This is a genomic window from Streptomyces sp. TLI_171, assembly GCF_003610255.1.
Lineage (GTDB): Bacteria > Actinomycetota > Actinomycetes > Streptomycetales > Streptomycetaceae > Kitasatospora.
The window spans coordinates 897498-923011 of sequence record NZ_RAPS01000001.1 but is presented as its reverse complement, the minus strand read 5'-3'; the positions used below and the strand labels follow the sequence as shown (position 1 = coordinate 923011).

Genomic DNA, 25514 nt, shown 5'->3' with positions numbered 1-25514 from the left:
GGGGCATGGCCGAACCCCACCAAGCCCCGCCCTCCCTCGTCGAGCTGACGACCTATCTGCTCTCCCGCACCGGCAAGGACGCCCGCGCCCGCCTTGCCGAACGCCTGGCCGCCGACGGACTGCGGCTGCACCACCACGCCGCGCTCGCCGCCCTCGCCGACCTCGGCCCGCACACCCAGCGTGAGCTCGCCGACCGCCTCCGCCTCGACCCCAGCGACCTCGCCAAGGCCGCCGACCTGCTCGCCGCCCGCGGCTGGCTCGACCGCACCCGCGACCCCGCCGACCGCCGCCGCCTCACCCTGACCCTCACCCCCGCCGGCCACACCCGGCTGGCCGCCCTCCAGGCCGAGGCCCGCACCGTCCAGGACGCCGTCCTCGCCCCCCTCGACCCCGCCGAACGCGCCACCCTGCACGCCCTGCTGCTGCGCCTGCACGACCGGGCGAGCTGACCGCAGACCGGGAGGAGCGCACCGTCGGCCGGTCAGAGCCGCCGCGGGCCGACGCCGTCCTCGGCCAGCGTGTCGCCCGGGTTCAGCAGCGCGCACGCCTTCATCGACAGGCAGCCGCAGCCGATGCACCCCGTCAGCTCGGCCTCCAGCCGCTCGATGGTCTGCCGGCGCTCCTCCAGCCGGAGCTTCCAGCCGCGCGAGGCGCGCTGCCACTCCTGGTGGCTCGGCGGCCGGTCCAGCGGCACGTCGGCGAACGCCTCCCGCAGGTCCTGCAACGGGATGCCGATCCGCTTCGCCACCGACACCAGCGCGACCCGGCGCAGCATGTGCCGCGGATAGCGGCGCTGGTTGCGCCCGTCCCGCTCGGAGGCGATCAGGCCCAGCTCCTCGTAGAACCGCAGCGCCGACACCGCCGCGCCCGTCCGCGCGCTGACCTCGCCGATGCTCAGCCAGTCGTCCGGGGCGGCGACCTCGCCGGACCGGTCACCCGTCATGTCGAGCCTCCTGTTGACCTCAACCTTACTTGAGGCCCTACGTTCGGCTGCGTCGGAACGGACAGCACCCACCCGGAGAGGAGGGGCGCCCGATGACCTACGTCATCGCTCTGCCCTGCGTGGACGTCAAGGACAAGGCCTGCATCGACGACTGCCCCGTCGACTGCATCTACGAGGGGGAGCGGATGCTGTACATCCACCCCGACGAGTGCATCGACTGCGGGGCGTGCGAGCCGGTCTGCCCCGTGGAGGCGATCTACTTCGAGGACGACACCCCGGACGAATGGCGGCAGTTCAACACCGCCAACGCCGAGTTCTTCGACGACCTCGGCGCCCCCGGCAGCAGCGCGAAGCTCGGCCTGATCCCCAAGGACCACCCGACCGTCGCGGCGCTGCCGGTCCAGGACGCCGTCTGACCACCACCCGGCGCGGCGGCGCTCAGTCCGTGACCACCTGCAGCACCGGCGGGAACGCCGGGTTCTCCCGGCTGTTCAGGTTCACCGCCAGGCCCACCCGGCCGGCCGACTGACCGACCGTCAAGGTCAGCAGCGAGGACGCGGAGACCGCCGCCGTCACGTCCAGCGCCACCCAGTCCGCGGCGGTGGAGATCCGGCCGGCGCCCAGGGCCGCGCCCGGCGCGGGGGAGCGGTTCCAGGTGGCGGCGGTCTCCTGCCAGGCGTCCGCCGCGGTGGCGAACGCCTGCAGGTCGGTCTCCGTGCCGCCCGAGTCCGCCACCGCCCCGTGCACCCACAGCACCGCCCGCCGCACCGGTCCCGCCACCTGCGAGGTGTCGAAGCCCAGCAGTGCCCGCCGCGAATAGCCGGAGCCGGCGGTGTTCGTGTTCTTCACCGTCAGCACCGTCGCCGTCCCGTAGTTGGCGTCGGCGTACGAGCCGTCCCGCAGATACGTGTCCTGGACGGGCGCCAGCAGCACCGCGCTCGCAGCCGCCGCCGACCCGGACCGACGCAGCGTCACCGTGCGGCTCGCCCCCTGGGTCCCGCCGAGCTCCGCCAGCAGCCGCACCGACGGGCCCGCCGCCAGCACGCTCACACCGGCCGCGGCATCGGCCGACACGTACCCCGGCCGGTCCACCGTCACCTGCACGACGGCCGCCGTGCGCGACGGGTCGGCCACCGCCACGGTCAGCACGCCCCCGCTCTCCCGCACCAGCACCGAGCAGGGCGCCGACACGGTGATCCCGCCGACACTGCCCGCCACCCGGAAGTTCGCCGCCGTCACTCCCGAAGCCGCATCCGAAACCGCCTGCACCGAAGCCGAGTTGGCGAGCACCGTGACGGTCGGCGACGCCGCCCGGGCGGCCGTCGTGGCGGCGTCCGCGCCCGGCAGCAGCAGGTACGCGTACGAGGCACCCGACGGGTCGGTGCCGTGATCGAACCAGAGCGTCAGGTACCGGCGGGTCAACACGTCCGTCGTGCCGCCGAAGTTGACGTCGTGCCAACTGCCGCTCCGGGCCTCGCGCAGCGCCCGCACGGTCGCGCCGCCCGGGAACACGTACCCGCCGAAACCCGCCAGCGCGATCGACCGCGCCCCGGTGAACTGCTGCGACCAGCCCAAGGTGGCGGGCTGCACCACCCCGTCCACCGTCAGTGCGTGGGTCCCCGACGCGCCCAGGTTCCGGTTGTCCACCACCGTCTCGACCGGCACCCCGTCGGCGCAGCTCAGCCCCGCGCCCAGGCAGACCACCGAATCGTCCAGCAGGAACCAGGACTTCCAGCCCGTCAAGGTCGAGGACAGCCCGCGCACCGCCTGGCCCAGCGCCGCGTACGTGCCGTCGCTCGCCCCGCCCGCCCACACGCTGTCCGGGCGGGCCGTGCCCCATGCGCCGCCCGCCGCGTCCGCCAGCGCCTTGGTGGACACCGTGGTGCCCGGCAGCCGGTACGGGTTCACCGTCGGCCAGAACGCGTCCGCGTACTGCCCGTTGCCCGTGGTGGCGTTCCACCAGGACAGCAGACCGCTGTTGGTGTGCCAGCCACGCAGGTTCTCCCCGTTGCCGGTCTCGTAGAACGTGGTGCGCGCCGAACACATCGACACCGCCGCCGCCCAGCCCGCCCGGCGCACCACCGCCCGGTCCATCGCGAACACCCGCGCCCCCACCGGCTCCGGCGCCGCCGTCACCGCGCCGTCCGCCAACAGGCCCTGCGCCCGGGCCAGTTCCGGCACGTCCACAGCCGCGTCCGACAGGTACGGGCGGTAGTAGTCCCGGGCGATCCAGCCCTTCACCGCCGCCCGCCACGCCGCCGACTGCCCCGCCGGAGCCGCCCCCGACTCCGCCAGCCGCAGGATGTGGCCGATGATCGTGTGGCCGCGCCCGTGGTCGTCCTGCTGCAGGTGCAGCAGGTCCGAACGCTGCAGCCCCCGGCTGATCGCCCGGCCGCTCACCGCGTCCATCACCAACCCGTTGAACAGGAACGGCGCGTACGCCGAATCGACCGCGTCGAACACGTTCTGCCGCTGCGGATCCACCACCTCCCACGCCGACCCCGCCAACAGCGCGAACAACCGGCTCAACCCGCCCAGCAGCACCTCCCCGTACGAGCCCGTGTACGGCACCCAGGTGTGCTGCACGAAGGACCCGTCCGGGTACAGCCCGTCACCCGTCAGCACGAACGGGAACACCGGCGACAGCGCCCCCGCCGCCGTCGCCAGCTTCGCCGAACTCCGGCCCAGCACCCCGCGCAGCGCCAGCACCCGGCACAGGTCCACCCGGTTCGCGCCCGTGCTCGTCCCCGAGTACGCCGCCACCCGGGAATCCGGCACCGACCGGTCCACCGCCGCACCGTAGGACGCCAACTGGGTCGCCGTCAGCAGCGGGAAGGCCAGCACCGCGGCGTCCAGCAGCGCCTGCGGCGAACCGATCTGCCAGTCCCACCAGTTGTCGTACGCCGTCGCGGTCGCCGTGTACGCCGTCGCCACCAGATGGTCCAGGCCCGTACCCACCGCCGCACCCAGCGCGGCGTCACCCGTCAGACCCGTCCCCGGCTGCGCCCAGGCCAGCGCCATGGTCCGCAGCCGCACGAAACTGCCGGTGATGTTCGCCGACACCGACCCCAGCGGCAGGTCCGGCCAGAGCGACCCCGCCGCCGGGGCCATCGTCTGCTGCTGCGCCCGTGCCCGGTCGCCCAGCCCGCGCAGCGCGGTGGCGAACGGCTCCGCCGCCGGGTCGAACCCGGTGCCGGTGAGCAGCGCCAGCCAGCGCAGCCGCAGCGCGTCGTACGGGTCGGCGGTGGCCGCCGCCGCGGCGCTCGCGGTGACGGCCTGGGCGCCGACGGCGAGGGTGAGCGCGCCGGCGGTGGTGGCCTGGAGCAGCCGGCGACGGGACAGGTCGGGCAGGGACACGACGCCTCCGAGGGGGGAGAGCAGCGGGGTGGGGGAGGAGTGGGGCGAGTGGGGAAAGCGCTTTCCGGGTGCCGACGGTAAGCGCTTTCCGGAGCTGGCGTCAACGGGTTGGACGGCAGGTTCGGCAAGCGCTTTCCCGCCGGGCGCGGAGCCTCCGCCGCGAGACCCGGCGGGACCGCCGGGGCGGAGCTACCGTGGAGGGATGCGGCACGGACCTTCGTCCTAGGACCCCCATGAGTTGACCGCCCGTCAGGGAACCCTCGGATAGGGTGCGTTCGGCTTGTCGATCTGACGCGGGGACGGAGCAACAACAATGCGGATCGGAATCATCGGCACCGGAACGGTCGGCCAGACGCTGGCGACCAAGCTGATCTCGCTCGGGCACGAGGTCACCCTCGGCTCGCGCACCAAGGACAACGCCGCCGCCAACGACTGGGCGGAGCGCTCGGGCCCCGGCGGCCACGCCGGCACTTTCGCGGACGCCGCCGAGTTCGGCGAGCTCGTCATCAACGCCACCAGCGGCACCGTGTCGCTCTCCGCGGTCGAACTGGCCGGGCCCGAGCGGCTGGCCGGGAAGACCCTGATCGACGTGTCCAACCCGCTGGTGTTCTCCCCGGACGGCCAGGTCACCCTGGACCCGGTCAACGACGACAGCGTCGGCGAGCGCCTGCAGCGCGCCCTGCCGGACACCAAGGTCGTCAAGACGCTGAACACCGTCAACAACGAGGTCATGGTCGACCCCGGTCGCGTCCCCGGACCGCACCAGCTGTTCCTGGCCGGCCAGGACGACGAGGCCAAGGCCCAGGTCAAGGCCCTGCTGGTGGAGTTCGGCTGGCCCGCCGAGGACATCCTCGACCTTGGCGGCATCGACGCCGCCCGCGCGGTGGAGATGCTGATGCCGTTCTGGCTGCGGCTGATGCGCCACTACGGCCACACCGACTTCAACTACTCGATCCGCACCGCGGGCTGAGCACCCCGCACCAGGCAGCACGCACGACGCACCAGGCACGACGCACGGAACCCCGCGGGGCGGGGCCCCGAGGAAGCGAGAGGCAGCACCATGAGCAACTCCACCGAGCAGGCCCCGCCCCCGTACCAGCCGCTCGACGAGGACTGGAACAGCGCACTCTGCGTGGTCGCCCACCCCGACGACATGGAGTACGGCGCGGCCGCCGCCGTCGCCCGCTGGACCGGCCAGGGCAAGCGGATCAGCTACCTGATGGTCACCAGCGGCGAGGCCGGCATCGACGGCATGGAACCCGAGCAGTGCCGGCCGGTCCGCGAACGCGAACAGGTCGAGTCCGCGGCCGTGGTGGGCGTGGACACCGTCGAGTTCCTCGGCTACCCCGACGGCATCCTGGAGTACGGACTGCCGCTGCGCCGCGACCTGGCCCGCGCGATCCGCCGGCACCGCCCCGACATCGTCGTCACCACCAACTTCCGCGACACCTACGGCGGAGTGTTCCCCAACCAGGCCGACCACATCGCCGTCGGCCGGGCCACCCTGGACGCCGTCCGCGACGCCGGCAACCGCTGGGTGTTCCGCGAGCTCACCAGCGAGGGCCACCAGCCGTGGAACGGCGTCCGGCAGCTCTGGGCGGCCGGCTCCCCGGACGGCTGGCACGCCGTGGACACCACCGACACCTTCGCCGCCGGCGTCGCCTCGCTGGAGGCCCACCGCGCCTACCTGGACGGGCTCGGCGGGGACATGGCCAACGCCGCCGAATTCCTGGAGTCGATGGGCCGCGCCGCCGGCGCCCGCCTGGGCACCCGCTACGCGGCCTCCTTCGAGGTGATCAACTTCCGGTGAGGTTCCGGTGCTGCCGGCGGTGCGGTGACGGGCCGTCAGCACCGGCGGACGGGCCCCGCGCCGTTCAGCGCTGGTCGTTCTCGTCGGGGCGGCCGGGATCGGGGCGGCCGGGATCGGGGCGGCCGGGATCGGGGCGGCCGGGATCGGGGCGGCCGGGCTCCGGTGCGGGGACGCCGTCGTCCTGGTGCGGGATCTTCGCGGCCGGGTCCTTCGGCGGGCGACGGCGGCGGCGCAGCCAGGCCCGGACGGCGAGCACCAGCACCAGCGCCGCCACCACGGCGAACAGCAGCACCTGGTAGCGGACGGCCTGGCGGTACAGGGTGTCGATGTTGCTGCCCGCGAAGTAGCCGACCGCCGTCCAGACGCCCGCCCACAGCACGGCGCCCACCGCGTTGGCCACCATGAACCGCCGCCACGGCATCTCGGTGGTGCCCGCCACCAGGCCGTTGGTCTGCCGCAGGCCGTCGACGAACCGGGCGCCGGTGACCACCAGCCCGCCGCGCCGGCGGAAGAACGACTCGGCGCGGTCCATCCGCTCCGGAGTGAGCCGGACGTAGCGCCCCCAGCGGTGCACGAAGGCCAGGCCGCCGGTGCGGCCGATCACGTACGCGAGCGCGTCACCGGCGATCGCCGCGAGCACCGCGACGACCAGCAGGGCGGGCAGTGAGAGCTGCCCCGCGCCCGCGTACACCGCGGCCAGCACCAGGATGGTCTGGCCGGGCACCGGGATCACGCAGTTGTCGAGGAACACCAGCACCCCGACGGCGAGGTACCCGTAGTCGTCGAGGAGCGGGGCGAGGTGGGCCAGTGGGCCCGGCAGGGGCGGGGCCAAGGACGGTTGCTCCTCCCACCGGGCCGTGGCCCGGGATCAGCGCTGCTCCTCGCCGAGACGGTGCTCGACGATGCAGTCGGGGCCGGGGTAGACGAGGCCGCTGTGGCCGTCCTCGAAACGGACCAGGTACGGCGGTTCGCCGTCGGTGCCGCGCACCTCGACGATCTCGCCCTTGCGGTCGGTCATGCCGACCGACCTGCTGAACATGTGGACGTGGTCTCCCACTGTGGCTTGCATCGGTGCTCCTGGTGCTGCTGGCTGCTGCTGCGGACCGGTGGGACTGGTCGGCTCTCCTGATTCCACTGTGCGGCGGCCCACCGGGCGGTGCAATGGCGGAACCGGTCGGCGTGTCGCCCGACGGTCAGCCCGCGGCGGGCGCCTCGGCGAGGTAGCTGCGCACCAGTCGCTTGCACTCGCCGATCAGCGCCGGGTCGCCGTCCGGGTCGGCGCGGAACGCCAGCTTCAGCACCGCGTCGGCGCACTCCATCGCGACCCGCAGCGCCAGCGCGTACCCGGGCGCGGCGAACAGCTCGCCGCCGATGGTGCGCAGCCGGATCGCGACCGCCGCGTTGTTGTCCAGTTCGGCGTCCAGCAGGTGCAGCTCGTCGACCTCGGCGGGCACGGTGTCGACCAGGCCGAAGTCGAGGTGGCCGAAGCCGGGGACGCTGCGCTTCATCGCCACGAACTCCTCGACCGCGAGGTCGGTGAACTCGGCGACCCCGGGCGAGCCGGCGGCGGCGACCCGGCGGGCCAGGGCGTCCAGGAAGCGGGCCAGGTTGCGTTCGGCGAGTGCGGCCAGCAGGCCTTCCTTGCCGGCGAAGAACTGGTACAGGGTGCCGATCGGCACCTCGGCGCGCAGCGCCACCTCCTTGGTGGTCAGTCCCGCGGTGCCGACCTCGTCCAGCAGCCCCGCGCAGGCGTCCAGCAGCCGCTCGTACCGCTCCTGGCTGCGCTGCTGCACCGGCCGGCGGCGCGTTCCGGCCGCCGGGGCGCGGGAGGCGGGGGCGGGCGCTGGGGGCTGCGGCGTCATGGCGAACACTCTGCCGCATCGGCGCGGGCCGGGGCGAATCCCGCTCCGCACGGTGTGATTGGGTGGCTCGGCGAAGATCGTGGCGGCGGAGGTGACGGGCGTGGGCGGGCTGCCGGGGACGGTGGTGACGGTGCAGCGGGCCGGGCGGATCGAGGACGGCGCGTGCCGGCACCTGCTGGTGTGGCGGGCCGGTCCCGGCTGGCGGATGGTCAGCTCCGGCGTGCTCGGCGGCGGCCTGGGCGAGCGCCACTGGGTGCTCAACGCGCAGGTCCGGGCCGGGTACGGCCGGATGGACCCGGAGGCGCACCTGCGCGAACTCGCCGCCGCGCAGGACCTGGTGGGCCCGGGCGTGGGTCTGATGACGGCCGCCGAGGTGGACGCCTGCACCTCCGCGCAGGACGGCGGCGTCACCGCGCTGGTCACCACCGGCATCGGCGTCCCGACCTGGGCCGCCGCCCCCGAGGTGCCGCTCGCGCCGTACACGCCGGGGACCATCAACGTCCTGGCGGTGGTCCCCGCGCCGGTCGCGGACGCCGGACTGGTCAACCTGCTGGCCACCGCCACCGAGGCGAAGGTGCAGGCGCTGCTGGACGCGGGCCACGACTGCTCCGGCACCCCGTCCGACGCGGTCTGCATCGCCGTCCGCACCCCCACCGCCGGGCAGCCGGCCGAGCCGTTCGGCGGCCCACGCTCGCACTGGGGCTCGCGGCTGGCCCGGGCCGTCCACCGCGCCGTGCACGAGGGCGCCCTGACCGACCGTCGGCGCCGCGCCGGCTTCGACGGGCCGCCCCTGCACCCGACCACCGGCCCCGACTGCGGATCGGCCGACGTCCTGGCCGTCAATTCGCTTGCCGAAGGGTCCTGTTACGGGCCGGGCTCGACGGTGTGAGCTCCAGCCTCCCGGGGGCCGACAGGACTCGGCCGGTGGAGGCCGGTGGAGGCCCGCGGTGGTGGATCGGACGGCCGGATCGGAGGGGACGTCAGGTGCCGGGCAGGCAGTCCTGGTCGATGGTGTAGACGCGGGTGCGGTCGGGGGCGTCGGCGCAGTGGCGGCCGAGTTTCTCCCACCGGGACTCCGGGGCGCGCAGGGGGCGGTGGCAGCGGCGGCAGCGGACGTCCGGCGCGGGGCGGCGGTCGACGGCCGTCCCGGGGAGCGGCGGTTCGGCGGTCTGCTGGTCGTTGCTCACCGTCCCAGTTCATCACCGGGGCGGTGCCGTCGCGCGGCGGGGGTGCCGTTTCTCCCCGGCGCGGTGGGCCGGTCGGGCGAGCGGCGCGCCCGGCTACCCGCACATCGAGGTCCGCGACGGCGAGGTCCTCTGGATCGTGACCGAGCGCGGCCGCGAGCTCCAGCACCGCACCACCCGGGAGCTGGACGAGGCGCTGTACTGGGTGGCCCTGGACGCCACCTTCGCGCTCGTAATGCGTAGGTCATGGGTTCGAATCCCATAGGCGGCTCAGAGAAGGCCCAGGTCAGATAGCCGCTGACCTGGGCCTTTTGCTGTTTCCGGGCGTGCGGGCAGGCTTCGGCGGGGCGCTACGGGATCGCCTGAGTGAGCGATGCGTGAGCGCCGGTGTCGATCTCCGGTCAGACCTTGGTCTTCTTGGCCTTGGTCTTCGCCTTCCTCTTCGCGGCCTTCCGCTCGGCCTTCTCGGCTTCGGCCGCGGCCTTGGTGCGGGCCTCGGCCTCGGTCTTCCGCTGGAGGGGGACGAGCCGCGCGGCGGCCTCGGCCGCGCCCTTGGCGATCTCGGGCAGACGTGATCTTGATGGAGGAGTGGCCGAGCATCTCGGACACCACCTTCATGTCCACCCCGCCGGCGAGGGCGAGCGTCGCCGCGCCGTGGCGGAGGTCGTGCAGGCGGATCGGCGGCAGCCCGGACGCGGTGATCAGTCGCGCGAACATCTCGGTGACCTTCCTGGGGTGGAGCCAGGAGCCGTCCTCGTTGGTGAAGACCCGGCCGGTGTCCTTCCAGGCCGGTCCCCAGTCAGCCCGTTCCTTCCGCTGCTGCTCGCGGTGACGCCGGAGGACGGCCACCGTGTCGTCGTCGAGCGCCACGGTCCGGAAGCTCCCGTCGGTCTTGGGGTCGGACTCCTCGACCTCCCAGCCGTCCTGCACGAGCTGGGTCGTCACCGTCAGCGAGCTGTCGTCTAGGTTGGTCTCGGACCACAGCTGCCCGCACGCCTCGCCCCGGCGAAGGCCGCGGAAGGCGATCACGTGCCACATCGCGTACAGGCGGTCGTCGGCCACGGAGTCGAGGAACGCGCCGGTCTGCTGCGGCGTCCAGACCATCACCGGAGAGGGCTTCACGCCGGTCTCCCGCCACTGCGCGACCCGCTCGGGCGTCCACACCAGGCCCTTCGGCTTGGTGGCCGGGTCGAGCTTGACGTGGGCGGCCGGGTTGAGGGTGATCAGGCCCTCGGGGATCGCGGCGTTCAGGGCGGTCCGGAGCGTGGCCCGGATGCGCTGGGGGGTGGCCGCGCCGGTCGTGCGCCGGAAGGGCGGCATCCCGGCCAGCTCGGCGTGCAGGGCCTTGCGGCGGGCGCGGTTCTCCGCGCCCTTGTTAGGGACCGTGGCCAGCTCGGCCTTCAGCGCGTGCCGCAGGGCGTTGTTCTCCAGGATCTCCTCGTTGGCGTCGGCGATGGCCGTGAACATCTCGGCGAGCGTGCTCACCCGCAGCCGGTCGACGTGGATGTGCCCGATACGGGGCTTGAGGTGGATCCGGACGTCGCACTCGTAGCGGGTGAGGCCGGACTTGCGGATCTTCTTGCCGGCCAGCCAGGTGTCGAGCCACTCGCCCACGGTGACGCGGGTGGAGAGGTCCTGACCGGTCTTCAGGCGGTTGCGGGTCTCCTCGATGTCGGGCAGCTGGACCTTCTCGTCGGCGACCTTCACCAGGAGATCGGCGATCAGGGCCAGGTCCTCGGCGTCGTCCTTGCCGAGGGCGACGCCGAGGACGTGGTCGAGGTCGGCCTGGGCTTCCTTGAGCGTCGCGTAGCCGGAGCGGTTGAACGAACGGCGGGTGCCGTCCTCGGCGTTGGGCAGTTCTTGGCGGATGGAGTAGGCGCCGTGCTTGCGGCTGCCGAGCTTCGGGCACGCCTTGCCGAGCGGCTTGCCCGTGGCGGCGTCGCGGCAGTAGCAGCGGTGGTAGGTGGAACCCTTCATTCGTCCTCCGGGTCGGTATCGGTGTTCAGCGGGGGGGAGTTCGGCGTCGAGGAAGTCGAGATTCGACGCGAGGTGCGGGACTTCCAGACCGATCTCGCGCAGGTGTGCCCTGACGGGTTGAAGCCGTTCGCGGACGGCCGCGACGAAAGCGTCGAGTTTTTCCTGTGAGCCGGGAGGCCAGTTCTCTCGGAACGGTCGGAATTCCAGCTGGAACGCGTCGTGGTGCTCCTCTCGGAGCTCCTGCCAAATCCGTTCGTGCTCCCGGTAGAGGCGGAGCCGGTACATCTCGAGCGAGTGGCGGGCCTCGCCGGTGAAGTGGGTGAGTGCTGACCAGCGGTCGCTGAGCATCTCCGGCAGGTAGTCGAACCTGCCGCCCAGGGCGGGGGAGAAGAGCAGCTCGACCGGTGCGATGTCCAGAGCCTCGGCTACGACGATCAGCTCCGGAATCGTGATCGTCTTGCGCCTGCCGGACTCCCAGTTGGCCATGACGTTCCGGGGGATCTTGTAGCCCAAGTCGCCTGTTGCGTCGGCCACGTCCTGCGCGGACAGTCCAAGGTCCTTCCTCCTGCGGGTGATTGCTTGGATCACGTCCTTGGTGATCCGTTCGTGCCACTCGGGCGCTTCTTCGTCGTCGGTGGACCAGTGTTGCTCGCGGTGTTGTGTCATATCGACACATTAGCCACTGGAAAGCTTCTCTCCATCGCGGCACCGGGCCGCGCCCCACCGTGGTGGGGAAGTCTCGGATTTGGAGTTCATGTGCGAACTGACATGCCGTCGGTGGTGGTTCAGGGGATGGGTCGGGCCGAGCTGCTCGCGCTGCCGGCGGCCATCGATCTCGACACCGCCAACCGCGCCATCGGGCTGGGGCGGAGCAAGGGCTACGAGCTGGCCCGCCTCGGCGACTACCCCTGCCGAGTGCTCCGGCTGGGCAAGAAGTACCGCGTGATCACGGCGGACCTCCTGCGCCTGCTCGGCATCGACGCGGCGGTGGGGGAGGGGGTGGCGGCAGATGCAGCTTGACTTGGCGAGAGCCCGTTCGACAAGCCTGTCTGCCGTGGGCGGACTTGCCCGCCAGCAGTGGATCTTCCGGGTGCGTCTGCGTAGGTTCGTGCTTCCCCGGCGGCACAGGCCGCCGGGAGCCACCGCCAACGTGCTTGCAGATCCTTCGAGTTGGGTGGGCTCGGCCTTCCGTGCCCACCCGCTCCGGGCGCACGAAGGCCCCCGGTGCTGCGAACACCGAGGGCCTGGCGAAGTCCCTATCCACGACCTTCATCGGCGGCGCGCGACGGACCAGGTCCCGCGCCCCAGTCTGGAGCTTCAGCATGAACTCTACGTCCCCCCAGCCCGACAGGGCAGCCCCTTCCACGCCCGGCTGGCCGCCCGTCGCCAAGCCCGGAGCCCACCAGGACGCCCTTCGGCCCGGGGCGTCCACAGCCTGTGGACAGGAGTCCGTCGAGACGGAGACCGCCACATTCGCCACCGTGGACTGGGTCGACGCGATGCCGGACGCCGAGGCCGGCGAGGGCTCCGAGGTGCTCGGGCAGCTGAAGGAGGTGATCGCCAGGTTCGTGATCCTGCCGTCCGAGCAGGCCCTGGACGCCGTGACGCTGTGGGTGGCGGCGACCCACCTGCAGGGCTCGTGGCAGCACGCCCCGTGCCTGGCGGTGGTCGGCCCGGCGAAGCGGTGCGGCAAGTCCCGCCTGCTGGACGTGCTGACCGAGACCGTCCACCAGCCGGTGCTGACAGTGAACTCGACCCCGGCGGCGGTGTTCCGCTCGATCACCGAAGAACCGCCGACCCTGCTGGTCGACGAGGCGGACACCATCTTCGGCAGCCCGAAGATGGCCGAGAAGAACGAGGAGATGCGCGGCCTGCTGAACGCCGGGCACCAGCGCGACCGCTACGTGCTGCGGGTGGTCGGCAACGACCACACCCCCCGCAAATTCCACACCTTCGCCATGGCCGCCATCGCCGGGATCGGCGACCTGCCCGACACGATCATGGACCGCTCGATCGTGGTCCGGATGCGCCGCCGCGCCGAGGGCGAGTCCGTCGCGCCGTACCGCACCAAGCGCGACAGCCCCTCCCTGCACGCCGTCCGCGACCGGCTCGCCCGCTGGAGCGCGCCGCTCGCCGACCGCGCCCTGAACTGGGAGCCGTGCATGCCGGTGGAGGACCGCGCGGCCGACACCTGGGAGCCCCTGGTGATCGTCGCCGACCTCGCCGCAGGCCCCTGGCCCCGCCTGGCCCGCCAGGCGTGCCGGCGGATGGTCGACGCCGAGGTGCAGACCGAGGAGGACAACCCCGGCGGCGCGCGGATCCTCGCCGACATCCGCCGCGTCTTCCACGCCGCCGGGGAGCCGGAGAGCATCGCCACCGACCAGCTGCTGTTCACCCTCAACGGCGACCCCGAGGGTCCGTGGGCCGAGACCGGCCGGGGCGGGCTGACCCCGCGCGGCCTCGGCGCGATGCTTCGCGAGTTCGGCATCTCCTCCGGCAACGTCCGCATGCCCGACGGAACCCAGCGCAAGGGCTACCTGCGCAACAAGTTCCTCGACGCCTGGCGACGCTACTGCCCCACCGTCCACCCCACCACCGGCAGCAGCGCCGCCACGAGCACGACCAGCAGAGGCTGATTACCTCCCGTGTTGCCGTCCCTGCCGTCCCAGCCGTAACAGCGCAGGTCACCGCACCTACCGCCGAGACGGAACGCCGCACCAAGACGGCACCGCTCTCCGTACCGAGACGGATCAAACCCCTGCCGGGACGGCAGACGTCCCTGCACGCCGACGGCCCGCCGCCGCCCCAGCCACGGGGTGCGAGCGGCGGGCCCGGCCGGGACGGCAACCACATCTGTCTTGTGCCGTCCCAGCCGTCCCTGCCGTAAAACCGCAGGTCAAAGGCCATCCGACCGGGACGGATACGCGTCCCAAGACGGATGACGCGACCGTCCCGAAACTGAACACCCCTCCCGAAGCCGCACCCGCCAGCGGCCTCGGGGAGGGGCACCGAGACGGCAAGACGGCAAAGACGGCACTTCCGCACACCACCCCCACCCCACCTGCGAGGACCACCTTCCGCATGCCCGTCACCCGCCCACGCCGCACGTTCCGCCCGGACGCCGTCCTCGTCCAGGCCGCCATCGCGGGCGCCCTGTCCTTCGCCCACCTCCACGACATCGCCGACGCCGCCGGACAGCACGGCTGGAAAGCCTGGGCCTACCCCGTCTCGGTCGACCTGCTGCTCGTCGCCGCCTGGAACCGGATGCGGACCCTGCGCACCACCGACCGCCCGGCCGGCACCGCCTGGACCTGGTTCGCCATCGCCCTGACCGCCTCCCTCGGCGCGAACGTCGCCACCGCCGGACTCCTCGACCTCGACCGCGTCCCTGCCTGGCTGCGGATCCTGGTCGCCGGATGGCCCGCCCTCGCCTTCCTCGGCGGCACCCTCCTCACCCACGGCACCAGCGCCACCGAACCGAAGCCTGTCGAGGACGAACTCCCGCTCCACGAAAACCCCAATCCCGCCCTGGTAGTCCAGCCCACCCCGCCCAGCCCCATGCCGATCACAGAGCGCAGGGAAGACGACCTGACCCCAGACGAAGAGCCAGTCGTCCTTCGCAAGCGCACCGGACGTCCACCGGCGAAGACCATGGACCAACTCGTGGAGATGATGCGGCCGATCGTCGCCGAACACGGCCTCAGCGTCGCCGTGGTCGAGCAGGCTCTCAGCGACGCCAAGGTTCCGATCAGCAGCAAGCGCCGGACGGAGCTGATAGCGCTCCTGCGGGACGAGCAAGCTGGGCCTCCGCTCAAGAACGTCGAACACACGCCTGAGCAGGCACGCGAGCATCCGCTGCCCGCCTGACACGCCACCGATCCGGGACGGCTGCCCGCCAATGATCCGTACGGCGTTGGCGGGCGGCCACGTCACCGCCAAGGGTCTGGCGGATGTCCACCTGGTGTTCAGCGAGACCCGCCAATGGACCGGATCACTCTTCCGCCGAACCGCTTGCCGCCCGAATAGGTTCGTGCGCCGCGTTCGAAGCTTGCTCGCATCACATCACCTTGACCCCCTGCTACAGGAGATCAACCCGTGACCGACACCCATCACCCTGATGAGGATCCCTGGATTTCCCCACCTCACGCTCGCGCGTTCCTCAGACCTGCTCGCGCGATTCCCCACCCAGCGGCGCGCTGACCTGCGGACGGACGCCGCTCGGGAGGGGCCGCCCGATAGCCAGCCAGATCCAGGGGCGGGACGGGCTGTCCAGGGTGGCCGAAGGCCAGCGCGCAGCGCCGCCGTAGGCGCCCTTGACCGCCCGGATCGGCCCACACACTGCACAAGCGGGCGGCCCCGGCCTACGACGCTCGTGGTGCTCGCTGAAACTCCCCAGTCAGTTGAAGACCAGACGGAGTGGGGAACCGTGAGTAGCCCTGGCCGTTTTCCGAGATCCTCATCAACCCCGACGGCACCACCGGCGAGAGCGCGAAGGAGAGGAGTAAATCCCATACCATGAAGGGTCTTTGGCAGTGGGCGTTCGGCAACCGAGCCCCTGGCGGAGCCAGTAGTACCGCGAGTCCGACTCGTGGCCGGACTCGCGGGATCTCCGCCCCAGGGGTGGCCGAGGCGGCCCAGCGCGAGCGCGCGCCGGGCCAGGAGGTCGGGGCCGAGGGTAGCCCCGACCCGGACAAGCTCCTTGCCGTCCAGCAGCAGATCCTTGCCGACGTCCGCCCGATCGAGACCGACGACGAGTCCTCCGACCACAGCACCGCCGATGATGCCGCGCCGAAGAACCGCCGCTACACCGGCACCAAGCGCGAAGAACGAGTTGGCCCTCTGCGGTTCGAACCCGAGGAAGAACTTCGACTGCGTGCGGCTGCCACCGCCAATGGCTACCGCGGTCTGTCCGGGTTCGCCGCCGACGTGGTCCTGGCCTTCATAGCCGGCCGGTTCTTCATCGACCTGCCCCTGGCGGAAGAGCGCCGACTCATCCACGAGTTCCGCGCCCGCGTCCTTCGCCAGATCAGCGGTATCGCCAGCAACGTCAACCAGATCACCCGAGCCCTCAACGGCGGATACGAGCCTCAGGTCGACATCCGCCGCACCCTCGCCGAACTGCACGGCCTGCTCACCGAGATCGCGGAGGCCCTTCGCCAGCCCGCCAACCAGGAAGACTGAACACCGTCGTGATCGCCCCCATCAAGAACCCCGGCTCCAACACCCGCGGCCTGCTCGCCTACCTCTACGGACCCGGCCGCCACGACGAGCACCGCGACCCGCGCATCGTCGCTGGCTTCGCCATGCTCGCCATACCCGACCCCGGCCGCGACGAGAACGCCACCCTCACCCAGCTCGCCCGCTACCTCGACGAGCCCGTCCGCCTGCGCAACAGCGAGCCCGGCAAGAAGCTCCCCGACCACGTCTGGCACTGCCCCGTACGCGCCGCACCCGAGGACCGCTACCTCTCCGACGCCGAATGGGGCAAAATCGCCGAACGCATCGTCCAGGCCGCCGGCATCGCCCCCAAGGACGACGACCTCGCCTGCCGCTGGATCGCTGTGCGCCACGCGGATGACCACATTCACATCCTCGCCACCACTGTCCGCGAGGACGGCCGCCGCCCCAAGCTTCACAACAGCGGCCAGCGCGTCGGCGCCCAGTGCCGCGAGATCGAGAAGGACTACGGCCTGCGTCAGCTCGGGACCGGCGACCGGACCGCCGGACGCCGCCCCACCCAGGCCGAGAGGCACAAGGCCAAGCGCCTCGGCTGGGAACAGACCAGCCGCGAGTGGCTCCAGGACCGCATCCGCGCCGCCATCCCCCACGCGCGCAATGCTGAGGAGCTTCTCGCCTACCTCCAGGCCGATGGTGTCGAGGTCAAGATCCTCCGTTTCCCGTCCGGCGACCTTCGGGGCTACTCCGTCGCTCGCTCCGGCGACCTGAAGGCCAACGGGCAGCCGAACTACATCCCCGGCGGGAAGATCGCCCCAGACCTGTCCCTGCCCAAGCTCCAGGCGCTCCTTGCGGCCGGCAAGCCGGAGGAGCACCCCACCGCCCGCCGCAACAAGCCCGCCACCCGCTGGCAGCACGCCACCAATGCCCTCGACACATTCACCACCGACCACGACACCACCGACGACAGTGGTGACGCGCGTGCGCAGGCGCACATCACCGCCCTCGGTGAACTGATCGAGGCCACCGCCCAGACTGCGCCCCAGGACCTGCGTGCCGAACTCCGAGCAGCAGCAAAGAATTTCGCCCGCGCCCAGCGCTCCCAGATTCGTGCCGATCACACGGCGGCAGCCGGTCTGCGGCGGGCGGCCCGCGACCTTGTGCACGCCAGCAGCGGCAAGGACGGCAGCACCCTCGCCGTCTTCGTCGCAGCTCTCACCTGGGCCGCGATCCTTTCCCAACGCTGGCACACCGCCAAGGGCCATGCCCAGCAGGCCGAAGCCGCGCGCCGAACCGTCCAGCACCTCCAGGCCGTCTACGACCAGGCCGCCGCCGACCAGCTCGCGTTCCTCGCCCAGCGCCAACCCAAGGAGCAGACCCGCAACACCCTTGCCAGCGATGTCCGCGCCGCCATCCCCGACCACGCGACGCGGATCCTCGCCGACCCCAACTGGCCCGCCCTCGCCACCGTGCTCGCCGACGCCGAAGCCAGCGGCTACATACCCCACCAGCTCCTCACAGAGGCCGCCGCCCGCCGCGAACTCGGCAACGCCCGCCTGCCCGCCAAGGTCCTGATCGCCCGTATCCAGCACACCAGCTACAACCCGGCACCCAACCGCACCGTCGAGGCGGCACTCCTGCGCTCGTCTGCCGCCCCGCTCGTCCGCCACCCCACGACCAACCCGTCATCCGCCACGACTGCCCTGCAGCGCCCCGGCACCCAGCCCCGACACCGCTGACCACCAGCGTCCGGAATTCTGCTGCCGCTGTGGGCGGCCACCAGTTGGTGGTCGCCCACAGCTGTTCACTCGGTCTTTGAGCGCGATATCCAGGTATGCCTGCACTGGCTCGAAGATCCCGTACGGGACGTATTCGGGGATCTCTGCAAGTGCCACCCACGCCAGTGCGTCCAGTTCTCGTGGGTCACCGACGGCAGCGGTGCCGCTGACGATCTCGCAGACCATGTACGACATCCATCGGCCAGTCTCCGGGTGGTCGCCGAGGACCTTGATGGCGGCCACGTTCAGCCCCGTCTCCTCTGCGGTCTCGCGGACAGCCGCTTGCTCGGGAGACTCGCCGGGCTCGATCTTGCCTGCGGGGAACTGCCACAAGAGCCGGCCCTCGCTGACTCGGCGCCGGACCATCAGCACCCGACCCTCTCGGATCACGATCGCGGCAGCGACACCTGGCGGCCCCTCTGAAGGCGGGAGCATCGGCTAACCCCTCTCCGCCGCTGAGGCTGCCACGGGGCGGAGCAGGTCGAGGACGTGGGTCCAGTTGTACTTGTCGCGGCCTCCGCCGGCCTTGGGCTTGTGGGGGACGTAGTCGCCGAGCAGGACGCCCATCGACCGGAGCCGGGCCAGGCTCTCCGCGTACGCGGGGTGCGCGGCTTGGGCGGAGTTGACGTAGGGCTGGACGGCCACGGGGATGCCGAGGCCGTACGCCTCGCAGAGGATGCCGAGCGCGAGGGTGTCGGAGATGCCAGCGGCCCACTTGTTGATGGTGTTGAAGGTGGCCGGGGCAACCGCGATGGCGTCGGCCGGGGGCAACGGCTGGGGGATGCTCGGCGTGCGCCAGGCTGAGCGGATCGGGTAGCCGGTCTGGGCTTCGACGGCCTCCTGGTCTATGAAGCCGAGCCCGCTCGGGGTCGCGATCACGCCGACTCCCCAGCCCTCGGCATGGGCTGCGGTGATCAGTTCGCCCACTCCGTCGGCGATGCCCGACGCGCAGACGACGACGTAGAGGAACGGCTCTCGGTACTCGGTCAAACCTGGACTCCCAACTCCTGGCAGAAACGGCGAAGCTCCGGGACGGCGCCACGCCGGTCGCGAGCGGCCATGTCACCGGCCAGCTCGAGCACGCTGGGCCGTCGGCGGATGTCCTCCGAGGCACAGCTCTCCGCGATCCTGAGCGCTTTGTATCCCTCGGCCAGTCTGCCCTGCTGGCTGTAGGCCCGTGCAGTCTCCACCCACAGTGCCGCCCGGCGCTCGGGGACCGGGATGCGCCTGCGCATCAGGGGCTGGGCGGCTTCCAGCGCCGCTCCGGCGTCGCCCAGGACGACCGAGGCGCTCACAGAGTGGAGCGCGACGTTGGTCGGACTGAAGTTCGCCCACGCTTCGGGGCTGTCGAGGTCGACGTAGCGCGCGACCTCCTGAGCCTCGGAGAGGAACTCGGCGGTCGTGGCGCGGTCGCCGCCGGCGCTTGCGGCCGTCACCCCGCGAAGGAGCATGATCCCCAGCGCAGCGAGGTACTGGGGTGGGCGCCGGTCGTAGCTGCCGGAGAGCTGGTCGGCGGTGTGCCGGATGAGGGTGACGGCGGGCGCGGTGTGCCGGTCGCGCGCGAGGACGTGCGCTTGGACTCGGACGCTGGAGGCCATCACGACGGGGTCGGCGCTCCGTTCGGCCTCGGCCATGGCACGGCCGACCGCCAGCCAGGCGTTGCCGTGGTCGCCGAGCTTGAGTAGCAGGCTCACCGCGGTCTGGTAGGTCGTCGCGAGGAGGCCGGACAGGACCTGGTCGCCGCTATGGACGGCGTCCTGAGCCTGGCGAAGGTCGGCGATCAGCGATGGCAGCGCGCCTTCAAGTTCGGCGTACCGGCAGGTGTAGAAGAGCCTCCGGGCCTGGGAGAGCCGGGCAGCGAGTGCGGCCCGGGGTTGTGGCGCGTGCTCGGTCGGAACAGGGCCAGGCAGCAGCGCCTGGACCAGCTCTATCCCCACGCGGGGACGGGGTGTCGGGGTCGCGAGCGCGGCGACGCTCGCGGCCAGAAAGTTGCGACGGTGCATGTCGTCCGTCCTGCCGTCCGCACTGGTATGGGAGGACAGGCCGAGGCTTCCCAGCGGGATGTCGAGCACAGCTGCGACAGCGCGCAGGACGTCGATGTCCTGCGTCCCCTTGCCGCTCTCCAACGGGCTGATCTTCGACTGGTGGTAGCCCAGTTCGGTGGCCACGTCCGCCTGAGACCGGCCGCTCAACACTCGTGCGCGGCGGATCACCTCTCCGATCCCACCCGCAGCGGAGTGTCCTTTGGCCGTCCGCGACATGGCTTCTCCTGCCAATGCTGATCCTGCCCTGGCGAGCCGAGCGTAGCCGCACCAGGACAACCCGTCATGCACGATCTGCATGGATCATGCACGCGGAGCCCATGCCCTAACCGTGGTGCATCGAGATGGAGTTGTCTGGTCGTCAGCAGCTCGACCACCCTCGCAGCTTGCGGTTCCCCGCCTCCCGCATGACCGAGGCCCATCTGCGGTCTCTCGCATGCACGGCTCTACCCAGTGGCTAAGGAGAAGCGCCGATGACACTCCGCTCGGACGCACAGAGAGGCGGCACCACGCACCAGCGGGACGCGGACGCGGTGGCCGTTCCTCTCGTTTTGGAGGACGGCCGGGCGTCGAACACAACCGTGAGCGCCTCAGATCGCGCCGCTGAGCGTCGCGAGCGCCTCGCCACCGCCAGCACCTACGCCCGAGAGGTCCTCGACCGCCACCAGTTCGAGGACGGTCGGTGCAGCGACGGGTGCGGCCCCTGGCCGTGCAACAGCGTTGTCGAAGCGGTCCAAGCCTGCGATGGTGACCAGTGATCGCCTCCACTCACGCCCGACGTATCTCGTTCATCGGCACCAAGCGCGACCACGTCCCGCCAGCCCGGGACGCGGTCGTCCGAGTCGCCCGCTCGTGGGGGATCGACCCGACTTCGTTGGGCGATATCGCGCTGGTCGCCGACGAGCTGCTCGCCAACGCGGTCATTCACGCGCCAGGAAGACTGCTGGTCGGCATCTACCTCTCCCCGGACGGCGACCGGGTGGTGATCGAGGTTTACGACCCGTCGCGCCGGATGCCCACCGGGGCCGCCAACTTCGGCAACGACGAACTGACCACCGGTCGAGGCATGTTGCTCATCGAGGGCCTGTCGGAGACCTGGGGCGCGGAGCCGACGACCCATGGCAAGAAGGTCTGGGCCGAACTGGCGGTGCCCGCTGTCGCGGTACCCGAGCACCCTTGCTCGGCCCGCAGAGCGGCACTCATCGCCAGCCTCGTCCGCACCGACCGTCCCAGGCCCCGTCCCCACGCGCCCGCCTGGCCAAGCGCCCGCGCGTACAGGTGGTTCTCGCAGCACCGCTCGCCACGTGCCCACCGACTCCGCCCGTACCGATGCAGGCACACCGGCCGGGCGGTGACGGGGCCGGTCGCCTTTTCCCCCGGGGGTGGTCGGCCCAACCCCAGGTGGCTGACCGACACAGCCGTATCAGCTCCACGCCAACTCGGCTCTACGGAAGGATGGATGGATGAGCGACTGGGAGTTTGTGAAGGACAGAACCGCCACCCAAGGCGCGGTGTGGAGGTCGGCCGATGGCCTGCTCTACAAGCGGACCGGTGGTGAGGATCTGCGGGCGGAGACCGAGTTCCAGCAGCTGGCCGCCGGCCTCGGCTACCCGGTGCCGCAGATCGTCGACAGCGGCTCGGAGGACGGGCGCTACTTCGTCGTCGAGCGCGCCATCGGAGACACCTCGCTGCACGAGGAGGCGCTGGCCGATGCTGGGCGGGACGGCCAGGTCAGCTACCAGGTCATCAGTACGGCGGCCGCTGTCGCCTCGAAGCTCCTGCAGGCCCAGGCGAGGCACCCTCTCCCCGCCACGCCGTGGTTCGAGAAGGCGGCCTTCGCGGCTGAGGTCTTCGAGGAGAACCCGGACTTCGACATCCCGCGCGTCCACAAGGCGGTCAAGCACGCCCTCGACCGGCTGGCCCGGCTCCCGATGGTGCACGGGCACCTGGACTACGGCCTGCCCAACGTCCTCCAGTCCGGCGTCATCGACTGGCAGCACCACGGACCGGTCCCGCTCGGCTACGACGTCTACCCCGCGCTCGACATCGTGGCCTTCAAGGGCGGCGGCAAGGGCTACAGCATCACCCCGGAACAGCGCGCCGCCTACACCTCCGCCCTCGACGAGACCACCGCATCCCTGATCGGGCAGCGGGTGAGCGAGCACCTGGGCGACTTCCTGCTCGTCAAGTGCTTCTTTTTCCTCGCCCTCATGCGGCCCACCGACCCCACGCGGCACGACAAGCACATCAAGTGGCAGTACCGGCGCACCCTTTTCACGATGGGACTTGATCAGTATGAGTCGGGCAACACGATCGACACCGGCGCCTTCCCCACTCTGGAACGGTTCACCGCTGAACACCGGTAGGCCGGTCCCCACCGTCCGCGACCGCGACTACCTGATGGACCACCACGGAGTCGTCTTCAAGGTCATCGGCGACAGCCACCCCGGCAGCCACTACCTCGGCTACGTCAAGTACCACCCCGACGAGAAGGGCGACCGGCGGCTGTTCGGCCGAACCTACCGGCAGAACAGCGTCGTGTCGAAGTCCTTCGGCATCCTGGCCAGCCGACCCGAGTTCTACGTCTACTCCGACACCCTCGGCTGCGTCATCACCGGCATCCCGCGCGAGGACGTGGCCGTCCACTACTCCTGCCGCCAGGCCCTTGCCGCCATCCACGACGACCCCGGCGCGGTCGCCAACAACCCGGCCGGCAAGGACCTCCTAGCGATCACCGAGTGGATCACCGCGAACGACGCCCAGGGCCTGATCGGCGTCACCGGCTCCTTCCTCGTCGGCTGCTACAACGAACGCTCCGACATCGACCTCGTCTGCTACGGACCGGAGGGATACCAGGCCGCACAGGAGCTCTTCCAGCAGACCGACCCGATCCGGCCGTACGACGGAGACGACCTCACCCGGCTGTACATCCGCCGGGCCAAGTACATGGAGGGCAGCTCCTTCGACGCCCTCATCAAGCAGGAACGCCGCAAGCTCCAGGGACTCACCGCCAACGCTGGCGCGCACATCAACTGCGAACCCATCCGCTCCGACCGCGACAAGACCTTCGCCCGCATCTCCTCCAAGGAGATCGGCGAGATCTCCCTTCTCGCCAAGATCACCGACCACGCCGAGGGCCTCACCACCCCGGCCGTCTACGAGATCAAGGTCAAGACCATCCTCAGCTCGACCATCGACGAGGCCGACTCCTTCGCCCGCCGGATCACCCACATGCGCTCGTACCTCGGCGCCTACACCGGCGCCTTCAGGTCCGGCGACACCGTGCACCTGGCTGGCAAGCTCGTCCACACCCGGGACGGCGAACACAGCGGCTTCGGCATCGAACTCACCCCCTGGACCGTCAGCGGCTCCTACGTCGCCAACCTCGCCGGATAGGAGCCTCGTCTTGCCCCTGCTCGTCATCCGACACGCAGAGTCCGTCGAGAACGCCGACAAGTACAACGGCTTCTACCAGGACCCCCGTCCCTACAGCGGACACGCCGCGCACGCCATCTCCCGCACCATCGTCGGCCTGACCCCTCGCGGCTTCCGGCAGGCCCAGTGGCTGGCCGGCGTCCTGCCGGAGCTCGTCGGCCCCGAACTGCACGTCTACACCTCGACCTACCGCAGGGCGATCGACACCGCCGCGATCGCCCTGCCCGACCTCCCTGACGGGTGGCCTCAGCAGACCGCGCTCCTGGACGAGCAGCACTACGGCGACGCCACCTACATGACCAAGCGCGAGCTCTATGACAGCTACCCCGAGCTCGCCGAGGCCCGCCGCCTGCGCAAGCAGATCTGGACCGCGCCGGGCGGCGGCGAGTCGCTCGCCGAGGGCGTACTCAAGCGGGCCACCGAGTTCGCCGCCCTAGCCCAGGCCGAACTCCAGCAATCCCGCACCGTCGTCGCCTTCACCCACCAGACCGCCGCAGTGGCCCTTCGATCCCTGCTCGAAACCTGCACCTTGCCCGAGATCCTCGCCGAGGAGCGGAAGGGCAAGATGCCCAACGCCGCGATCCTCCACTACGAACTGCGAGACGGCCGGTTCACCCGGACGGGAACCACCACCCCGCCGATCTAGGAGGAGCCCGTGCGACACCTATTCCTCAACGGGCCCGTCCAGAACGGCCCCTTCACCTTCGACACCCGCCCCGGCAAGGCCGTAGGCATCCGCCTCGCCGCCGCCCTCAACGCCATCCTGGGCTTACCGCCCGCACCACACCTGTGGAACACCGTCACCCTCGCCGGAGACCTCCGCCACCGCCAGGCCGAGGGCCCGAAGATCCCCCGCCAGCGGTTCGAGGCCGACCTGATAACCGACAAGTACCCGCCCGGACAGTTCCCGGTGGGCGGCATCATGACCGACACCGACGCGGAGGTCGCCAACCTCGCGCTGGAGATGATCGAGAACAACCTCCGCGCCGGCACCCTCACCATCAGCCGCGAGACCGTCCCCACTTGCCGGTCCTACGGTCACATGACCGGCACCGGCAGCCACCGCTGCAACGCCTGTGGCAGCACCGAAACCGAAGACTGCACGGGCCTCCACCTCGTCGCCGAACTCGCGAAGGGCCGCCCCGTCCTCGACCGCTCGGACATCCACGCCAGCCACCGCCAGCAGCCCAAGCACCTCCAGCACACCGCCGGCAATGTAGCCGAGCGCCTGATCCTCTCCCGAACCCGCGACCACGGCATCGACCTCTCGCCCCTCGGCCTCAACGGCCTCGTCCTCGACCCGCGCGTCGGCATCCACGCCACCGTCCTCGCCGCAGCCCGGCGGCGCGAAGCGGACACGGCCGTCATGACGATCACCGAGAACGCGGCCAACCACATCGCCGCCCACGGCCAGCATTTCCGTGAGCACGATGGCACCCGCCTCCAGTACGCCCTCCACGGTCACCTCCCGTACGATCACACGGCCAGCCTCCAGCCGCTGTACGAGGCGTACCGGACCACCCCGGCGATCACGGATGGCTTCGAGCAGTGGTTCCTCCCGCTCTTCTCCCTGAGGAGCAAGACCACGACGGGCCCGGGCCAACTGCCCCCGCTCTTCAAGCACTATATGCGGGCACAACTGGTCAAGCCCGTCGCGGTCGACGGAGCTCTCCTCGAAGCTGCACAGCGCTCGATCTCCGCCGGTGACACGGACTGGATCACGAACAGGCAGGCGCTGGCCAACGTGATGGCTACCCGCACGGCAGTGTCTGCCGCCGCTGCGGAGATCTGACAAGCAAGTCCAGCGTGCACGTTACTCGCGGCTTGAATGCTGTCCGAGAGCGCCCCACCTGGACGTCAGGCCAGGAGGGGCACAGCCGGCAGCAAGGGCCAGTGCTATTTCCGGTAACGGGCCAAGGGGAAGGCTTCCTGGCGACGGACGAGGCCAAGG

General features: G+C 71.2%; 24 protein-coding genes and 2 pseudogenes. 15 read left to right on the top strand and 11 right to left on the bottom strand.

Features of this window, described 5'->3' with window-relative positions; genetic code table 11:
- The first annotated feature begins 5 nt into the window (after positions 1 to 5).
- Positions 6 to 449, top strand: a complete 444-nt coding sequence (locus BX266_RS04230; RefSeq protein WP_099897581.1) for a MarR family winged helix-turn-helix transcriptional regulator — start codon at positions 6 to 8, stop codon at positions 447 to 449.
- A 32-nt stretch (positions 450 to 481) separates the two neighbouring features.
- Here the strand turns inward: BX266_RS04230 and soxR are convergent, their stop codons facing one another.
- Positions 482 to 943: a redox-sensitive transcriptional activator SoxR gene (gene soxR, locus BX266_RS04225; RefSeq protein WP_099897580.1), complete on the bottom strand. Its 462-nt coding sequence runs from the start codon at positions 941 to 943 to the stop codon at positions 482 to 484.
- Positions 944 to 1035: 92 nt separating this feature from the next.
- Here soxR and fdxA point away from each other — a divergent pair, with 92 nt between their 5' ends.
- Entirely contained in the window at positions 1036 to 1359 is a 324-nt protein-coding gene (fdxA, locus tag BX266_RS04220; protein ID WP_099897579.1) for a ferredoxin, read from the top strand.
- A 22-nt stretch (positions 1360 to 1381) separates the two neighbouring features.
- Here the strand turns inward: fdxA and BX266_RS04215 are convergent, their stop codons facing one another.
- On the bottom strand, positions 1382 to 4300 hold the full coding sequence (locus BX266_RS04215) for a polysaccharide lyase family 8 super-sandwich domain-containing protein (protein ID WP_180290374.1): 2919 nt from the start codon (positions 4298 to 4300) through the stop codon (positions 1382 to 1384).
- A gap of 313 nt (positions 4301 to 4613) precedes the next feature.
- Between BX266_RS04215 and BX266_RS04210 the strand changes: the two genes are divergently transcribed.
- On the top strand, positions 4614 to 5270 hold the full coding sequence (locus tag BX266_RS04210; protein ID WP_099897578.1) for an NADPH-dependent F420 reductase: 657 nt from the start codon (positions 4614 to 4616) through the stop codon (positions 5268 to 5270).
- Positions 5271 to 5360: 90 nt separating this feature from the next.
- Positions 5361 to 6110: a PIG-L deacetylase family protein gene (locus BX266_RS04205; protein WP_099897577.1), complete on the top strand. Its 750-nt coding sequence runs from the start codon at positions 5361 to 5363 to the stop codon at positions 6108 to 6110.
- A gap of 64 nt (positions 6111 to 6174) precedes the next feature.
- Here the strand turns inward: BX266_RS04205 and BX266_RS04200 are convergent, their stop codons facing one another.
- The 3 genes from BX266_RS04200 to BX266_RS04190 all read right to left on the bottom strand — a co-directional run bounded on the left by BX266_RS04200 (position 6175) and on the right by BX266_RS04190 (position 7972).
- Positions 6175 to 6942 carry a DedA family protein gene (locus tag BX266_RS04200; protein ID WP_099897576.1) on the bottom strand — a complete coding sequence of 256 codons (768 nt, stop codon included), beginning with the start codon at positions 6940 to 6942 and terminating at the stop codon, positions 6175 to 6177.
- A gap of 36 nt (positions 6943 to 6978) precedes the next feature.
- Complete coding sequence (locus BX266_RS04195; RefSeq protein ID WP_099897575.1) at positions 6979 to 7179, bottom strand: DUF1918 domain-containing protein; 201 nt, start codon at positions 7177 to 7179, stop codon at positions 6979 to 6981.
- Between the two features lie 124 nt (positions 7180 to 7303).
- Complete coding sequence (locus tag BX266_RS04190) at positions 7304 to 7972, bottom strand: TetR/AcrR family transcriptional regulator (protein ID WP_099907371.1); 669 nt, start codon at positions 7970 to 7972, stop codon at positions 7304 to 7306.
- Positions 7973 to 8063: 91 nt separating this feature from the next.
- On the opposite strand from BX266_RS04190, the gene BX266_RS04185 reads away from it, so the two are divergent.
- Positions 8064 to 8861 (top strand): adenosylcobinamide amidohydrolase, encoded by a 798-nt coding sequence (locus BX266_RS04185; RefSeq protein WP_259465046.1) that lies wholly within the window; start codon positions 8064 to 8066, stop codon positions 8859 to 8861.
- Positions 8862 to 8952: 91 nt separating this feature from the next.
- Here BX266_RS04185 and BX266_RS04180 read toward each other — a convergent pair whose 3' ends face one another.
- Together BX266_RS04180 and BX266_RS04170 are read right to left on the bottom strand one after the other, a co-directional pair.
- Positions 8953 to 9159 carry a DUF6011 domain-containing protein gene (locus BX266_RS04180; RefSeq protein ID WP_099897574.1) on the bottom strand — a complete coding sequence of 69 codons (207 nt, stop codon included), beginning with the start codon at positions 9157 to 9159 and terminating at the stop codon, positions 8953 to 8955.
- Between the two features lie 398 nt (positions 9160 to 9557).
- Positions 9558 to 11133 (bottom strand): annotated as a pseudogene (locus tag BX266_RS04170) (tyrosine-type recombinase/integrase).
- A gap of 768 nt (positions 11134 to 11901) precedes the next feature.
- Here BX266_RS04170 and BX266_RS04165 point away from each other — a divergent pair.
- The 5 genes from BX266_RS04165 (at position 11902) to BX266_RS04145 (ending at position 18047) form a co-directional block, all read left to right on the top strand.
- Positions 11902 to 12153 (top strand): hypothetical protein, encoded by a 252-nt coding sequence (locus BX266_RS04165; RefSeq protein WP_099897572.1) that lies wholly within the window; start codon positions 11902 to 11904, stop codon positions 12151 to 12153.
- Positions 12154 to 12455: 302 nt separating this feature from the next.
- Positions 12456 to 13769: a DUF3631 domain-containing protein gene (locus BX266_RS04160; protein ID WP_099897571.1), complete on the top strand. Its 1314-nt coding sequence runs from the start codon at positions 12456 to 12458 to the stop codon at positions 13767 to 13769.
- A 445-nt stretch (positions 13770 to 14214) separates the two neighbouring features.
- Positions 14215 to 15000 (top strand): DUF2637 domain-containing protein, encoded by a 786-nt coding sequence (locus tag BX266_RS39685; protein WP_259464530.1) that lies wholly within the window; start codon positions 14215 to 14217, stop codon positions 14998 to 15000.
- A 753-nt stretch (positions 15001 to 15753) separates the two neighbouring features.
- Entirely contained in the window at positions 15754 to 16314 is a 561-nt protein-coding gene (locus BX266_RS04150; RefSeq protein WP_099897570.1) for a MobC family plasmid mobilization relaxosome protein, read from the top strand.
- A gap of 8 nt (positions 16315 to 16322) precedes the next feature.
- Complete coding sequence (locus BX266_RS04145) at positions 16323 to 18047, top strand: relaxase/mobilization nuclease domain-containing protein (protein WP_099897569.1); 1725 nt, start codon at positions 16323 to 16325, stop codon at positions 18045 to 18047.
- A 78-nt stretch (positions 18048 to 18125) separates the two neighbouring features.
- On the opposite strand, the pseudogene BX266_RS04140 reads toward BX266_RS04145, so the two are convergent.
- The 4 genes and pseudogenes from BX266_RS04140 to BX266_RS38360 all read right to left on the bottom strand — a co-directional run.
- Positions 18126 to 18521: pseudogene (locus tag BX266_RS04140) on the bottom strand (NUDIX hydrolase); the annotation flags it as partial.
- A 3-nt stretch (positions 18522 to 18524) separates the two neighbouring features.
- A complete protein-coding gene (locus BX266_RS04135; RefSeq protein ID WP_099897567.1) occupies positions 18525 to 19076 on the bottom strand; it encodes a flavoprotein in 552 nt (183 codons plus the stop codon).
- Positions 19073 to 20347 (bottom strand): helix-turn-helix domain-containing protein, encoded by a 1275-nt coding sequence (locus tag BX266_RS04130; protein ID WP_099897566.1) that lies wholly within the window; start codon positions 20345 to 20347, stop codon positions 19073 to 19075. Before BX266_RS04130 ends, BX266_RS04135 begins: the two co-directional genes overlap by 4 nt.
- Before the next feature lie 371 nt (positions 20348 to 20718).
- Entirely contained in the window at positions 20719 to 20865 is a 147-nt protein-coding gene (locus BX266_RS38360; protein WP_180290373.1) for a hypothetical protein, read from the bottom strand.
- A gap of 17 nt (positions 20866 to 20882) precedes the next feature.
- On the opposite strand from BX266_RS38360, the gene BX266_RS41125 reads away from it, so the two are divergent.
- The 5 genes from BX266_RS41125 to BX266_RS04100 are packed head-to-tail and all read left to right on the top strand — an operon-like array spanning position 20883 to position 25355.
- Positions 20883 to 21686, top strand: coding sequence for an ATP-binding protein (locus tag BX266_RS41125; protein ID WP_099897564.1), 804 nt, complete (start codon positions 20883 to 20885; stop codon positions 21684 to 21686).
- The gene (locus BX266_RS04115; RefSeq protein WP_099897563.1) at positions 21592 to 22494 is read left to right on the top strand and encodes a phosphotransferase; all 903 of its coding nucleotides are present in this window, start codon (positions 21592 to 21594) and stop codon (positions 22492 to 22494) included. Before BX266_RS41125 ends, BX266_RS04115 begins: the two co-directional genes overlap by 95 nt.
- A gap of 34 nt (positions 22495 to 22528) precedes the next feature.
- Positions 22529 to 23524 carry a nucleotidyltransferase domain-containing protein gene (locus BX266_RS04110; protein WP_099897562.1) on the top strand — a complete coding sequence of 332 codons (996 nt, stop codon included), beginning with the start codon at positions 22529 to 22531 and terminating at the stop codon, positions 23522 to 23524.
- A 10-nt stretch (positions 23525 to 23534) separates the two neighbouring features.
- Positions 23535 to 24209, top strand: a complete 675-nt coding sequence (locus tag BX266_RS04105) for a histidine phosphatase family protein (RefSeq protein ID WP_099897561.1) — start codon at positions 23535 to 23537, stop codon at positions 24207 to 24209.
- A gap of 9 nt (positions 24210 to 24218) precedes the next feature.
- Positions 24219 to 25355: a hypothetical protein gene (locus BX266_RS04100; RefSeq protein WP_099897560.1), complete on the top strand. Its 1137-nt coding sequence runs from the start codon at positions 24219 to 24221 to the stop codon at positions 25353 to 25355.
- Positions 25356 to 25514: the final 159 nt, after the last annotated feature.